General features: G+C 65.2%; 14 protein-coding genes. 2 read left to right on the top strand and 12 right to left on the bottom strand.

Annotation, left to right across the window (positions count from 1 at the left end):
- Positions 1–73: 73 nt before the first annotated feature.
- On the top strand, positions 74–1,633 hold the full coding sequence (fliK, locus tag CHB99_RS09980; protein ID WP_042123157.1) for a flagellar hook-length control protein FliK: 1,560 nt from the start codon (positions 74–76) through the stop codon (positions 1,631–1,633).
- Positions 1,630–1,968 (top strand): EscU/YscU/HrcU family type III secretion system export apparatus switch protein, encoded by a 339-nt coding sequence (locus CHB99_RS09975; RefSeq protein WP_042123155.1) that lies wholly within the window; start codon positions 1,630–1,632, stop codon positions 1,966–1,968. Before fliK ends, CHB99_RS09975 begins: the two co-directional genes overlap by 4 nt.
- Positions 1,969–2,131: 163 nt before the next feature.
- Here the strand turns inward: CHB99_RS09975 and CHB99_RS09970 are convergent, their stop codons facing one another.
- From CHB99_RS09970 to fleN, 12 genes are all read right to left on the bottom strand, one after another.
- Complete coding sequence (locus CHB99_RS09970) at positions 2,132–2,524, bottom strand: DUF2802 domain-containing protein (RefSeq protein ID WP_042123152.1); 393 nt, start codon at positions 2,522–2,524, stop codon at positions 2,132–2,134.
- 1 nt (position 2,525) lies between these two features.
- Positions 2,526–3,005 (bottom strand): chemotaxis protein CheW, encoded by a 480-nt coding sequence (locus CHB99_RS09965; protein WP_042123150.1) that lies wholly within the window; start codon positions 3,003–3,005, stop codon positions 2,526–2,528.
- 67 nt (positions 3,006–3,072) lie between these two features.
- Positions 3,073–4,002, bottom strand: a complete 930-nt coding sequence (locus CHB99_RS09960) for a CheW domain-containing protein (protein WP_042123148.1) — start codon at positions 4,000–4,002, stop codon at positions 3,073–3,075.
- The gene (locus tag CHB99_RS09955; RefSeq protein WP_042123146.1) at positions 4,002–4,790 is read right to left on the bottom strand and encodes a ParA family protein; all 789 of its coding nucleotides are present in this window, start codon (positions 4,788–4,790) and stop codon (positions 4,002–4,004) included. The genes CHB99_RS09960 and CHB99_RS09955 overlap by 1 nt, the downstream gene beginning before the upstream one ends.
- A gap of 42 nt (positions 4,791–4,832) precedes the next feature.
- On the bottom strand, positions 4,833–5,723 hold the full coding sequence (gene motD / locus CHB99_RS09950) for a flagellar motor protein MotD (protein WP_042123144.1): 891 nt from the start codon (positions 5,721–5,723) through the stop codon (positions 4,833–4,835).
- Positions 5,724–5,725: 2 nt separating this feature from the next.
- Complete coding sequence (locus tag CHB99_RS09945; protein ID WP_042123143.1) at positions 5,726–6,466, bottom strand: flagellar motor protein; 741 nt, start codon at positions 6,464–6,466, stop codon at positions 5,726–5,728.
- Complete coding sequence (locus CHB99_RS09940; RefSeq protein ID WP_042123141.1) at positions 6,466–7,590, bottom strand: protein-glutamate methylesterase/protein-glutamine glutaminase; 1,125 nt, start codon at positions 7,588–7,590, stop codon at positions 6,466–6,468. The genes CHB99_RS09945 and CHB99_RS09940 overlap by 1 nt, the downstream gene beginning before the upstream one ends.
- A 45-nt stretch (positions 7,591–7,635) precedes the next feature.
- Complete coding sequence (locus tag CHB99_RS09935; RefSeq protein WP_042123139.1) at positions 7,636–9,876, bottom strand: chemotaxis protein CheA; 2,241 nt, start codon at positions 9,874–9,876, stop codon at positions 7,636–7,638.
- Between the two features lie 12 nt (positions 9,877–9,888).
- The gene (locus CHB99_RS09930; RefSeq protein ID WP_042123137.1) at positions 9,889–10,677 is read right to left on the bottom strand and encodes a protein phosphatase CheZ; all 789 of its coding nucleotides are present in this window, start codon (positions 10,675–10,677) and stop codon (positions 9,889–9,891) included.
- A 19-nt stretch (positions 10,678–10,696) separates the two neighbouring features.
- The gene (locus tag CHB99_RS09925) at positions 10,697–11,071 is read right to left on the bottom strand and encodes a chemotaxis response regulator CheY (protein WP_170946370.1); all 375 of its coding nucleotides are present in this window, start codon (positions 11,069–11,071) and stop codon (positions 10,697–10,699) included.
- Positions 11,072–11,177: 106 nt separating this feature from the next.
- Entirely contained in the window at positions 11,178–11,918 is a 741-nt protein-coding gene (gene fliA, locus CHB99_RS09920) for an RNA polymerase sigma factor FliA (RefSeq protein WP_042123134.1), read from the bottom strand.
- A complete protein-coding gene (fleN, locus tag CHB99_RS09915; protein ID WP_009399964.1) occupies positions 11,915–12,748 on the bottom strand; it encodes a flagellar synthesis regulator FleN in 834 nt (277 codons plus the stop codon). Before fleN ends, fliA begins: the two co-directional genes overlap by 4 nt.
- Positions 12,749–12,782 lie beyond the last annotated feature (34 nt).

Raw genomic sequence — 12,782 nt, 5'->3', positions numbered from 1 at the left:
GGAAGAAATCGGCCGGCATTATACATGCCATGTCCTACTGTAAAGAGGGCTATTTGAACAGGTCGCAACAGCCATGACAGGCGAAATAAACAGCCTCGGCCCACAGGTCGCCGCCGCCCAACAGGCCCGCGGCGCGGCCATGACCGGAGCGCTGGTGCAGCTGCTGCAGGAACAGCCCGACCTGCTGGCGCCAGGTGAAACGGCCAAGGGTGAAGTAGTCTCGCTGCGCCAGGTCGGCCAGGACATCCAACTTTTGATCAGGCTGCTGCAGCAAAATGGTCGCGAGACCATGGTCGCGACCAGCGCCAACCTGCCCCTGGCCCAGGGCACCCAGGTGCTGGTCAGCCAACCCAGCGCCAACCAGCTCAGCCTCACCCTGCAGCAGGCCATCGCCAGCAATGTCGCCACCCTCACCCGCCTCGATACCCGCGAGCTGCCGCTGGGCACGCTGGTCCAGGGCAAGGTCCTGACCACCCAGTTGCAGGCGCAGGGCGCCGGTCTGCCGCCGCTGTACCGCTCGCTGGTCAGCCTGCTGAATACCGCGCAGGCCGGCGCCACCCTGGCCATCGACTCCCCTCGCCCGCTGCCCCTGGGCAGCCTGCTCAGCGCCCGGGTGATGGGTGACCAGCAACTGAACTTCGTGCCGCTGAGCGGGCGCCAGGACCAGATGGCCATCGCCCAGAACCTCAGCGCCCAGCAGAACCGCCAGGCCTCGCTGCAAGGCCTGCTGAGCGCCATGCAGCGGATTGCCCGCGACGACAGCCAGCCGGCGGACGTGCGCGCCAGTCTCGACAAGCTGCTGGGCAGCCTGCCGGATATCCGCCAGTTCGGCGATGCGCGCCAGGCGGCCCAGGCCCTGGGCAACAGTGGCGCCTTCCTGGAGGCCAAGCTGTTCAACGGCGCCGGCGTGGCGCCGGACATCAAGGCCCAGGTGGTGCGCCTGATCGCCCAGCTGCTGCCGAACGTGCCCGGTGGGGTGCTGTTCACCCAGAACAACGCGGCCGTGGCGCAAGCGCTGCCGGGTATGCTGCGCAGCGCCCTCGGCGCGTTGGGCCAGGTGGCGCCGCGCACGCCGCCGGGGGGCTTCCCGCTACCGACGCGCCTGTTGCAGAGCACCGAAGGCGAGGACGACCTGCAACACCTGCTGCGCCTCGCCGCAGCGGCCATTTCACGGGTGCAGAGCCATCAGCTGGCCAGCCTGGAACAGACCGGCAAGACCCCGGACGGTAACCTGCAGACCACCTGGCAAACGGAAATCCCCCTGCGCACGGGGCCAGAGTTCATGCCAATGCAGGTCAAGGTGCAGCGCGAGGAAACCCCGGAACAGCAGGCCGACCCGGAACGCCAGCGTCGCGACCCGCTGGAGATGCTCTGGCGCATCGACCTGGCCTTCGACCTGCATCCACTGGGTCCCTTGCAGGTCCAGGCGCAGATCAGCAAAGGCGCCCTGTCCAGCCAACTGTGGGCGGAACGCCCAGAGACCGCGGCATTGATCGAGCGCGAGCTGGGCGACCTGCGCGCGCGGCTGGTCGCCCGTGGGGTGAATGTCGGCGAACTGCATTGCCATCAAGGCGTCCCGCCGCAAGGGGCGCGCACGCATCTGGAACAACGCTGGGTGGACGAGAACGCATGACCCGCAAGACACCACCACGCCAGGCCATCGCCCTGAGCTACGACGGCGCCCAGGCCCCTACCCTCACGGCGAAGGGCGATGACGAGCTGGCAGAAGCCATCCTCGCGAGTGCCCGCGAACATGAAGTGCCGATCTACGAGAACGCCGAGCTGGTGCGCCTGCTGGCACGCATGGAGCTGGGGGACAGCATCCCCGAGGCGCTGTACCTGACCATTGCGGAGATCATTGCCTTTGCCTGGCAGTTGAAGGGCAAGGTGCCGGTGGGGTTCTGCGATGAGGGGCCGGTGGAACGGGATATCACGCCGGATCTGAAGCGGTTGCCGGGGCCAAAGTGACCTAGCGACCTGTAGGAGCGTGGCTTGTCGTGTGACGAACCACCGCGAAGGACCGCGCAGCGGTCCCCGATAGCGGTGAGGTCCGGGACCGCTTTGCGGTCCTTCGCGGTGGTTCGTCACACGACAAGCCACGCTCCTACAGAGGCAGCGCAGCCCGCATAGATCAGCCCTTGTGCAACTTGCTCATCAACTCCGCCTCGGCCTGGGTCAAACCGCAGGTCTGGGTCAGTTCGTCGACGCTGGCGCCCATTCCCACCAGCCGCGCCGCCTGGGCGAACGACAGGCTGTTGGGGTCGCGCTGTTCCAGCTGGAGCAGTTTTTCCGGCAACGGCGCGACCGTCGCACGCAACTCGTGCAAGGCCTCACCCATGGACACCGACATGTTCTGGTAATCGTCCAGACGCTTGTGCAGGTCCTTGATGCGCTGATCACGCAGCGCATCGCCTTGGGCCTGCTGCGAGGCCAGCTCGCGCTGGCGCTTGCTGTAGCCGACGAACAGCCAGGCACTCAGCGCCCACAGCAACGCCAGGAATACAACCGCTACCTCCAGGATCAACTCAGATGTTCTCCAGCTCGGACCACTCTTCCTCGGTCATCATCTTGTCCAGCTCGACCAGGATCAGCAGCTCGCCGTTCTTGTTGCACACGCCCTGGATGAACTTGGCCGACTCTTCGTTACCGACGTTCGGCGCGGTTTCCACTTCGGACTGACGCAGGTAGACCACTTCGGCCACGCTGTCGACCAGGATGCCCACCACCTGCTTGTCCGCCTCGATGATGACGATGCGGGTGTTGTCGGTGACATCGCTCGGCACCAGGCCGAAGCGCTGGCGGGTGTCGATCACGGTGACCACGTTGCCGCGCAGGTTGATGATGCCCAGCACGTAGCTCGGCGCGCCCGGTACCGGAGCGATCTCGGTGTAGCGCAGCACTTCCTGGACCTGCATCACGTTGATGCCGTAGGACTCGTTGTCCAGGCGGAAGGTAACCCACTGCAGAATCGGATCTTCAGAACCTTGTCCAGACGTCTTTTTCATTCCCCTAACCCTCAAAAACCGCCGTCGGCGGAGTGCTCAGTGCGATCGCGCCAGTCTGCGCGACCGATCATTTGTTTCCCAGCTGCATCTTCTTGACGGCACCACTGGCGATCAGCTCGGCCAGTTCGGCGACATCCAGCAAGGCGCACATGTGTTCGATCACCGTGCCGGCCAGCCACGGCCGCTGGCCGCGCTGGGAGCGCCACTTGATCTCGCTCGGGTCCAGGCGCAACGAACGGCTGACCTGATGCACCGCCAGCCCCCACTCGTAGCCCTGCACCGAAATCACGTACTGCAGACCATCGCGCAGATCGTCGCGATAACGCTCGGGCATGACCCAGCGCGCGGTATCCAGAACCTTCAGGTTGCCGGCCTGGCACGGCAGGATGCCAAGGAACCATTCCGGCTGGCCGAACAACGGCGTCAACTCCTGGCCGGCCAGCGGGTAGATCGACCCCAGGCAGACCAGCGGCACCGCCAGGGTCAGGCCGGCGACATCGAACAGCAGGCACTCGAAAGGCTCGGAGGCCCATTCCGGGCGGCCATCCACGGTCTTCGGCGGCAGCGGCGGCGCCGGCAGGTGTACGTCCACCAGCGGCTCGACCCGCGGCGGCGCTTCGACCTTGGCCAGCACCGGCTCGACCGGCTTCTCCAGCGCCGGTTCGACGACAGGCGCCACCTTTAGCAGCGGCGACACCACCGGGATACGGATCGGCGCGGGCTCGGCGAAGGTGGTCGGCGCCGTGCGCGCCTCCAGGGTCTCGCGGCGGGCATCGCGGGCCTGCTCTTCGAGCACCGCGGCCTGGAACTCGTTCAGTGCTTCGCTGGTGACCGGCGCCGGCGCCTCGACCAGCGGAACGACCACCGGCACGACAACGGGCGCTGGCGCCGGCGCGAGCACTGGCTCGACGATGTCTTCGGTAGCTTCCTGGAGCAGCCCGTCGAGGTAGGACTGCAGGGCCAGCTGCGGCTTGGTGGCGATCTGCGGACGGTTCATCAAGCCACCTGCGCCACGGATTTCTGGGTCAGCAGGTGCTTGAGCAGCGCCCGGTAGGCGGTCACGCCGCGGCTCTTGGCGTCGTACTGCGACGGCGTGACCCCAGCCCGGCTGGCATCGCGCAGGCGCGTATCGACCGGAATGTAGCCGTGCCAGATGTTCTCCGGGTAGCTGTCGCGCAACACCTTGAGGGTGCCCATCGAGGCCTGGGTGCGGCGATCGAACAGGGTCGGCACGATGTGGTACGGCAACGCCTGGCGACGCGAGCGGTTGACCATGGCCAGGGTGCTGACCATGCGCTCCAGGCCCTTCACCGCGAGGTACTCGGTCTGCACCGGGATCACCAGCTGCTGGCTGGCGGCCAGGGCATTGACCATCAGCACGCCGAGCAGCGGCGGACTGTCGATCAGGGCGTAGTCGAAGTCCTGCCAGAGCTGCGCCAGACTCTTGGCGATCACCAGGCCAAGGCCGTTCTGCCCCGGCGACTGGCGCTCGAGCACGGCCAGCGCGGTGCTGGAGGGCAACAGCGAGATCTTTTCGTTGCTGGTGGGCAGCAGCAGTTGCCCGGGCAGGCCGTCGGGGACCGTGCCCTTGTGCTGGAACAGGTCGAAGCTGCTGTGCTCCAGGGTGTCGGGGTTGTGCCCGAAATAGCTGGTCATCGACCCGTGCGGATCGAGGTCGACGACGACCACGCGCTTGCCGGCGTCGGCCAGCAGGCCTGCCAGAGCGATGGACGTGGTGGTCTTGCCTACGCCACCTTTTTGATTGGCTACTGCCCAGACTCTCATGCGCTGCTTCCTCCCGGTCAGACGGTCGTCAGCCGGGATCGATTAAAAGGTCGACGACGACGGAGTTTTGACGGGATTGCTCCCGGCCGTCGGTGTTACCACAGGCGGTGCAGATTGTGTGCCAGCACGCTTGAGTGCCGCATCCGGCTGCGCATTGGCGGTGCCGGTACCGGTCAGGCTGCGGCGTACATCCAGGTTGCGCGAGATCACCAGCACCACCCGGCGGTTCTTCGCCCGTCCGTCGGCGGTGGTGTTGCTGGCGATCGGCTGGAATTCGCCGTAGCCCACCGAGGCCAGTCGCGCCGGATTGACCCCTTCCATGGCCAGCAGACGGACGATACTCGCCGCCCGCGCCGAAGACAGCTCCCAGTTGGTCGGATACTGCGCGGTGCGGATCGGCTGGTCGTCGGTGAAGCCTTCGACGTGCACCGGGTTGGCGAACGGCTTGATGATGCTCGCCACCTTGTCGATCAGGTTGAACGCGATGTCGCTGGGCATGGCGTCGCCGCTGCCGAACAGCAGCGATGAACTCAGCTCGATCTCGATCCACAGTTCGTTGCCACGCACGGTCATCTGATCGCTCTTGATCAGGTCGCCGAAGGCCTCCATCACCTGGTCGGTGATGCTCTTCAGCGGATCGGCGCTGGACTGGGCGAGACCGGCGTCGGTCTGTTCGCTGTCCTTGATCAGCGGCTGCGCCGGACGCGTGCTGAGCGGACGTTCCTCGCCGATGGGAATCGGCCGGGTGCTGCGCTCGGACTCGCTGAACACGCCGATCAGCGCCTGCGACATGATCTTGTACTTGCCCTCGTTGATCGAGGAGATCGAGTACATCACCACGAAAAAGGCGAACAGCAGGGTGATGAAGTCCGCGTAGGACACCAGCCAGCGTTCGTGATTCTCGTGTTCCTCGACCTTGCGACGACGAGCCATGCTTACTCCATGAAGCCCTGAAGCTTCAGTTCGATCGAGCGCGGGTTCTCGCCTTCGGCGATCGACAACAGGCCTTCCAGGAGCATTTCCCGGTAACGCGACTGGCGCATGACCTGGGCCTTCAGCTTGTTGGCCACCGGCAGCAGGATCAGGTTGGCACTGGCCACGCCGTAGATGGTGGCGACGAAGGCCACGGCGATGCCGTTACCCAGCTGCGACGGGTCGGCCAGGTTGCCCATGACGTGGATCAGGCCCATCACCGCACCGATGATGCCGATGGTCGGCGCATAGCCGCCCATGCTTTCGAAGACCTTGGCGGCCTGGATATCGCGGGCTTCCTGGGTCAGGAAGTCGACTTCGAGAATGCTGCGGATGGCTTCGGGTTCGGCACCGTCCACCAGCAGTTGCAGGCCCTTGCGCGCATACGGATCAGGCTCGGCATCGGCCACGCCTTCCAGGCCGAGCAGGCCTTCCTTGCGCGCGGTGAGGCTCCAGTTGACCACCCGGTCGATGCCGCCGGCGAGATCGACCCGCGGCGGGAAGAGGATCCAGCCGAAGATCTGCAGGGCACGCTTGAACGCGCTGAGCGGCGACTGCAGCAGGGCCGCCGCCAGGGTACCGCCGAGCACGATCAGCGCGGCGGGACCATTGAGCAGCGCACCGACGTGACCGCCTTCGAGCAGGTTGCCGCCAACGATTGCGACGAAGGCGAGAATGATGCCGAGGAGGCTGAGAACATCCATCAGACGCAGGCCTCGACCAGATGGCGACCGATATCGTCGAGGCCGTACACCGCGTCGGCCAGGTTGGCCTTGACGATGGCCATGGGCATGCCGTAGATCACGCAGCTCGCCTCATCCTGGGCCCAGACCTGGCTGCCGCCCTGCTTGAGCAGGCGCGCGCCTTCACGGCCGTCGGCGCCCATGCCGGTCAGCACCACCGCCAGCACCTTGTCGCCGAAGGACTTGGCCGCCGAGCCGAAGGTGATGTCCACGCACGGCTTGTAGTTGAGGCGCTCGTCGCCCGGCAGGATCTTCACCATGCCGCGACCGTCGACCATCATCTGCTTGCCGCCCGGCGCCAGCAGGGCCAGGCCGGGGCGCAGCATGTCGCCGTCCTCGGCTTCCTTGACGCTGATCTTGCACAGCTTGTCGAGACGTTCGGCGAAGGCCTTGGTGAAGGCCGCCGGCATGTGCTGGATCAGCACGATCGGCGCCGGGAAGCCGGCCGGCAGCTGGGTCAGGACCCGTTGCAGGGCAACCGGGCCACCGGTCGAGGTACCGATGGCGAGCAGCTTGTAGGCCTTGCGCTTCGGCGCTGGCGAATGACTGGCGGCAGGCGCCGGTGCCGGAACGGCGCTGCGCGTCGGCAGCGGAGCCGGCGCACGCGCCGAACCGAGCGACGACACCGGGCTGGACGAGGTGGTGCTCACCGCCGGCAGCGAGCTGGAATAGCTGCTGAAACGACGGTTGCTGCGGGAAATGGTGTGGACCTTCTCGCACAGCAGCTGCTTGACCTTGTCCGGGTTGCGCGAGATGTCCTCGAAGTTCTTCGGCAGGTAGTCCACCGCGCCGGCATCCAGCGCATCCAGGGTCACCCGGGCGCCTTCGTGGGTCAGCGAGGAGAACATCAGCACCGGGGTCGGGCAGCGCTGCATGATGTGACGAACCGCGGTGATGCCGTCCATGGTCGGCATCTCGTAGTCCATGGTGATGACGTCGGGCTTGAGCGCCAGTGCCTGGTCGATCGCTTCCTTGCCGTTGGTCGCGGTACCGACGACCTGGATGGTCGGGTCCGCCGAGAGAATTTCCGAGACACGGCGGCGGAAGAAACCGGAATCATCCACCACCAGGACCTTGACTGACATAAACACTCCATTACGGGGCGCGGCCGCGAGGCCGCGCCACCGGGATCAGATTCGCCGTGCGGCGTAACGCTTGAGCATGCTCGGCACGTCGAGAATCAACGCGATGCGCCCGTCACCGGTGATGGTGGCGCCCGACATGCCCGGGGTGCCCTGGAGCATCTTGCCCAGCGGCTTGATGACCACTTCCTCCTGGCCCACCAGCTGGTCGACGACGAAGCCGATCCGCTGGGTGCCCACCGAAAGGATCACCACATGGCCTTCATGCTGCTCTTCATGAGCGGCGGAACTGACCAGCCAGCGCTTGAGGTAGAACAACGGCAGTGCCTTGTCGCGCACGATCACCACTTCCTGGCCGTCGACCACGTTGGTGCGCGACAGGTCGAGGTGGAAGATCTCGTTGACGTTGACCAGCGGGAAAGCGAAGGCCTGGTTGCCCAGCATCACCATCAGGGTCGGCATGATCGCCAGGGTCAGCGGCACCTTGATGACGATCTTCGAACCCTGGCCCTTGGCCGAGTAGATGTTGATCGAGCCGTTGAGCTGGGAAATCTTGGTCTTCACCACGTCCATGCCGACGCCGCGGCCGGACACGTCGGAAATCTCGGTCTTGGTCGAGAAGCCCGGGGCGAAGATCAGGTTGTAGCAGTCCGATTCGCTCAGGCGGTCGGCCGCGTCCTTGTCCATCAGGCCCTTTTCCACGGCCTTGGCGCGCAGGACCGCGGGGTCCATGCCCTTGCCGTCGTCGGAGATGGACAGGAGGATATGGTCGCCCTCCTGCTCCGCCGCCAGGACCACCTTGCCGCCCCGGGACTTGCCCGACGCTTCGCGCTCTTCCGGGGTTTCCACGCCGTGGTCGACGGCGTTGCGCACCAGGTGGACCAGCGGGTCGGCCAGGGCCTCGACGAGGTTCTTGTCGAGGTCGGTTTCTTCGCCGACCAGCTCCAGGTTGATCTCTTTCTTCAGTTGCCGGGCCAGGTCGCGAACCAGGCGCGGGAAGCGCCCGAAGACCTTCTTGATCGGCTGCATGCGGGTCTTCATGACCGCGGTCTGCAGGTCGGCGGTGACCACGTCGAGGTTGGACACGGCCTTGGACATGGCCTCGTCGCCGCTGTTCAGGCCGAGGCGGACCAGGCGGTTACGCACCAGCACCAGTTCGCCGACCATGTTCATGATTTCGTCCAGGCGCGCGGTATCGACGCGCACCGTGGTTTCCGCCTCGCTGGCCGGCGGATGCTTGTCGCCGCCGGCGGCGGCGGGTGCGGCCTGGCGCGCGGGCGCGGCGGCGGCGGGCTTGCTCGCGGCAGCCGGCGCGGGCCGGGCCACCGGTTTGGCGACAGCGGCAGCGGCCGGCGCGGCCGCGGCGACTGGAGCGGCGCTGGGCGCCACGGCATCGGCGGCGAACTTGCCCTTGCCGTGCAGTTGGTCCAGCAGTGCTTCGAATTCGTGTTCGGTGATGTGCTCGCCACCACCCGCGGCAACCGGCGCTTCGCTGACCACGGCGGCCGACTCGACACCAGGCAGGCTGTCGACGACGAAGGAACCCTTGCCGTGCAACTGGTCGAGCAGGGCTTCGAACTCGGCGTCGGTGATTTCGTCGCTCGCTTCGGTGCCCACCTCGGCCACCGGCGCGGCGGCGCTGACGCCCGGCAGGCCGTCGGCGGCGAACTGGCCCTTGCCATGCAACTGGTCGAGCAGGGATTCGAACTCGGCGTCGGTGATTTCGTCGCTGGCGACGTTCTCTTCCTGCGCCTGCGCGGCGTCATGCACGGCGCTCAGCGAGTCGAGCAACTGCTCGAATTCGCTGTCGGTGATGTCGCCGGAGGCACTGGCCACGGGTTCGGGCTCCGCTACGGGCTCCGGCGCGACAGGCGCGGGCGCGGCGGCCGCTTCGGCGCCAGCGGGCTCGGCCAGGCGCGCCAGGGCACCGAGCAGCTCCGGCGTGGCTGGGGTGATGTCGCTACGCTCGCGAACCTGGCCGAACATGCTGTTGACCGTGTCCAGAGCTTCCAGGACCACGTCCATCAGTTCGGCATCGACCCGGCGCTCTCCCTTGCGCAGGATGTCGAAGACGTTCTCGGCGATATGGCAGCACTCCACCAGCTCGTTGAGCTGGAGGAAGCCGGCGCCCCCTTTTACAGTGTGAAAACCGCGAAAGATCGCATTGAGCAGGTCGGAATCGTCCGGACGGCTTTCCAGCTCGACCAGTTGTTCGGACAGTTGCTCAAGAATTTCGCCGGCCTCTACCAGGAAATCCTGCAGGATTTCTTCATCGGCGCCGAAGCTCATCAAACGTGCTCCCTAAAAACCCAGGCTGGACAGCAGATCATCGACATCGTCCTGACCGGACACGACGTCTTCCCGTTTATCGGCATGAATCTGTGGTCCTTCACCCCGAGTCGGATGTTTGTATTGGTCACTCTCGACAAGCATTTGCTGGCGGTCATGCTCGATACCGGCGAAGCGGTCGACCTGACTGGCCATCAACACGAGCTTGAGCAGATTCTTTTCGACTTCAGTGACCAGCGAGGTCACCCGCTTGATCACCTGGCCGGTCAGGTCCTGATAGTCCTGGGCCAGGAGAATGTCGTTGAGGTAACCGCCGACCTTGTGGCTGTCCTCGGCACTGCGTGCGAGAAACCTGTCGACGCGCTGGACCAGCTCGCGAAACTCCGGCGCCGCCACTTCCTTGCGCATGAAGCGCTGCCAGTCGACCTGCAGCGCGCGGGCTTCGTCCCCCAGCTCGTGGAGCACCGGCGTGCCTTGCTCGACCAGGTCCATGGTGCGATTGGCCGCCGCCTCGGTGAGCTTGACCACATAGGCCAGGCGCTCGGTGGCGTCGGTGATCTGGGACATTTCCTCGGCCTGCGGGCCGTTGGTGTCGATCTGGAAACTGACGATCGCACTGTGCAGCTCGCGCGTGAGCTTGCCGACTTCCTGGTACAGGCCGCGGTCACGGGTCTGGTTCAGCTGATGGATCAGTTGCACCGCGTCGCCGAACTGGCCTCGTTCGAGGCTCTCGACCAGCTCCTGGGCATGTTTCTTCAGGGTCGACTCGAAGTCGCCCAAAGATGATTCTTTATGGTCCATAGCGCCCCCGTTGCACGCCTCAGCCGTTGACGCGTTCGAAGATCTTGTCGATTTTCTCTTTCAGCACCTGGGCGGTGAAAGGTTTGACCACATAGCCGTTGACGCCGGCCTGGGCCGCTTCGATGATCTGCTCGCGCTTGGCTTCGGCAGTCACCATCAGCACGGGCAGGTGTTTCAGGCGATCTTCGGCGCGAACCTTGCGCAGCAGGTCGATGCCGGTCATGCCGGGCATGTTCCAGTCGGTGACCAGGAAGTCGAAGTTGCCGGTTTCCAGCATGGGCAGCGCGGTAGTGCCGTCGTCGGCCTCGTGCGTGTTGGTGAAGCCCAGATCACGCAACAGGTTCTTGATGATCCGCCGCATCGTCGAAAAGTCGTCAACGATGAGGATTTTCATTTCTTTGTTCAATTAGACCTCCAAGCAGTCTTTAACGCGCTCAGCGCTGAACGCGCGTTCAATCAATTCCGGCTACCACGTTGTCACGACTGCATCGAACCTGCGTTCAACGCGCCCGCCATTCCCCCAGCCGACTGCGCAGACGGGCCGCGCACTGGCTATGCAACTGGCTGACGCGCGACTCGCTGACCCCCAGGACCTCACCGATTTCCTTGAGGTTCAGCTCTTCGTCGTAGTACAGCGCCAGGACCAGACGCTCGCGTTCCGGCAGGTTGGCGATGGCATCGGCCAGGGCTGCCTGAAAGCGTTCGTCCTCCAGATCGCGCGATGGCTCGAGCTGGGCACTGGCGCCGTCCTCGTGCAGACCTTCATGCTCGCCGTCCTGCAACAGGTCGTCGAAGCTGAACAGGCGACTGCCCAAGGTATCGTTCAAAATCCCGTAGTAATCATCGAGACTCAATTGAAGTTCGGCAGCAACCTCGTGATCTTTAGCGTCACGGCCGGTTTTTGCTTCAATTGCACGAATCGCGTCGCTGACCATGCGGGTATTGCGGTGTACCGAGCGCGGCGCCCAGTCGCCCTTGCGCACTTCGTCGAGCATGGCACCGCGGATGCGGATGCCGGCATAGGTCTCGAAACTGGCGCCCTTGCTCGAATCGTATTTGTTGGCGACTTCGAGCAGACCGATCATCCCGGCCTGGATCAGATCCTCCACCTGCACGCTGGCCGGCAGGCGCGCCAGCAGGTGATAGGCGATCCGCTTGACCAGCGGGGCGTAACGCTCGATCAGTTCATACTGGGCGTCACGGGAGGCCTTGCTGTACATCCGGTAGCCGCTCGCGCTCATAGCACAGGTCCCGCGCTGGTAGGTTGCACCAGACGTTCGACGAAGAACTCCAGGTGTCCGCGCGGGTTGGCGGGCAGCGGCCAGCTATCGACCTTCTGGGCGATCGCCTTGAACGCCAGCGCGCACTTGGAACGCGGGAAGGCTTCATAGACCGCTCGCTGCTTCTGCACCGCCTTGCGCACGCACTCGTCGTAGGGCACCGCACCGACGTATTGTAGGGCGACGTCGAGGAAGCGATCCGTGACCTTGGTCAACTTGGCGAACAGATTGCGCCCTTCCTGCGGGCTTTGCGCCATGTTGGCGAGCACGCGGAAGCGGCTCATGCCGTAGTCGCGGTTGAGCAGCTTGATCAGGGCGTAGGCGTCGGTGATCGAGGTCGGTTCGTCGCAGACCACCAGCAGCACTTCCTGGGCGGCGCGGACGAAACTGACCACCGAGTCACCGATACCCGCGGCGGTGTCGATCACCAGCACGTCGAGGTTGTCGCCGATCTCGCTGAAGGCCTGGATCAGCCCGGCGTGCTGCGCCGGGGCCAGGTGCACCATGCTCTGGGTGCCCGAGGCGGCCGGGACGATGCGCACGCCGCCGGGGCCCTGGAGAAGGACGTCGCGCAGCTCGCAGCGGCCTTCGATGACGTCGGCCAGGGTGCGTTTGGGGGTGAGCCCGAGCAGTACGTCGACATTGGCCAGGCCAAGGTCGGCGTCCAGCAGCATGACGCGACGACCGAGCTCGGCCAGTGCCAGCGAGAGGTTCACCGACACGTTGGTCTTGCCAACGCCACCTTTGCCGCCGGTCACGGCGATCACCTGTACGGGATGCATGCTACCCATATTTGTTCTTTACCTTGTCTTGCTTAGACCGAGG

The organism is Pseudomonas japonica (genome assembly GCF_900188455.1).
Taxonomy (GTDB): Bacteria; Pseudomonadota; Gammaproteobacteria; order Pseudomonadales; family Pseudomonadaceae; genus Aquipseudomonas; species Aquipseudomonas japonica.
The sequence above is the reverse complement of the archived record's forward strand: the minus strand, read 5'-3'. Positions and strand labels throughout refer to the sequence as shown.

Bases quoted from the DNA above. Each gene is read 5' to 3' on its own strand.
- fliK (WP_042123157.1), top strand. From the start codon at position 74: ATGACAGGCGAAATAAACAGCCTCGGCCCACAGGTCGCCGCCGCCCAA.
- CHB99_RS09975 (WP_042123155.1), top strand. From the start codon at position 1,630: ATGACCCGCAAGACACCACCACGCCAGGCCATCGCCCTGAGCTACGAC.
- CHB99_RS09965 (WP_042123150.1), bottom strand. From the start codon at position 3,005: ATGAAAAAGACGTCTGGACAAGGTTCTGAAGATCCGATTCTGCAGTGG.
- CHB99_RS09960 (WP_042123148.1), bottom strand. From the start codon at position 4,002: ATGAACCGTCCGCAGATCGCCACCAAGCCGCAGCTGGCCCTGCAGTCC.
- CHB99_RS09955 (WP_042123146.1), bottom strand. From the start codon at position 4,790: ATGAGAGTCTGGGCAGTAGCCAATCAAAAAGGTGGCGTAGGCAAGACC.
- motD (WP_042123144.1), bottom strand. From the start codon at position 5,723: ATGGCTCGTCGTCGCAAGGTCGAGGAACACGAGAATCACGAACGCTGG.
- CHB99_RS09945 (WP_042123143.1), bottom strand. From the start codon at position 6,466: ATGGATGTTCTCAGCCTCCTCGGCATCATTCTCGCCTTCGTCGCAATC.
- CHB99_RS09940 (WP_042123141.1), bottom strand. From the start codon at position 7,590: ATGTCAGTCAAGGTCCTGGTGGTGGATGATTCCGGTTTCTTCCGCCGC.
- CHB99_RS09935 (WP_042123139.1), bottom strand. From the start codon at position 9,876: ATGAGCTTCGGCGCCGATGAAGAAATCCTGCAGGATTTCCTGGTAGAG.
- CHB99_RS09930 (WP_042123137.1), bottom strand. From the start codon at position 10,677: ATGGACCATAAAGAATCATCTTTGGGCGACTTCGAGTCGACCCTGAAG.
- CHB99_RS09925 (WP_170946370.1), bottom strand. From the start codon at position 11,071: ATGAAAATCCTCATCGTTGACGACTTTTCGACGATGCGGCGGATCATC.
- fliA (WP_042123134.1), bottom strand. From the start codon at position 11,918: ATGAGCGCGAGCGGCTACCGGATGTACAGCAAGGCCTCCCGTGACGCC.
- fleN (WP_009399964.1), bottom strand. From the start codon at position 12,748: ATGGGTAGCATGCATCCCGTACAGGTGATCGCCGTGACCGGCGGCAAA.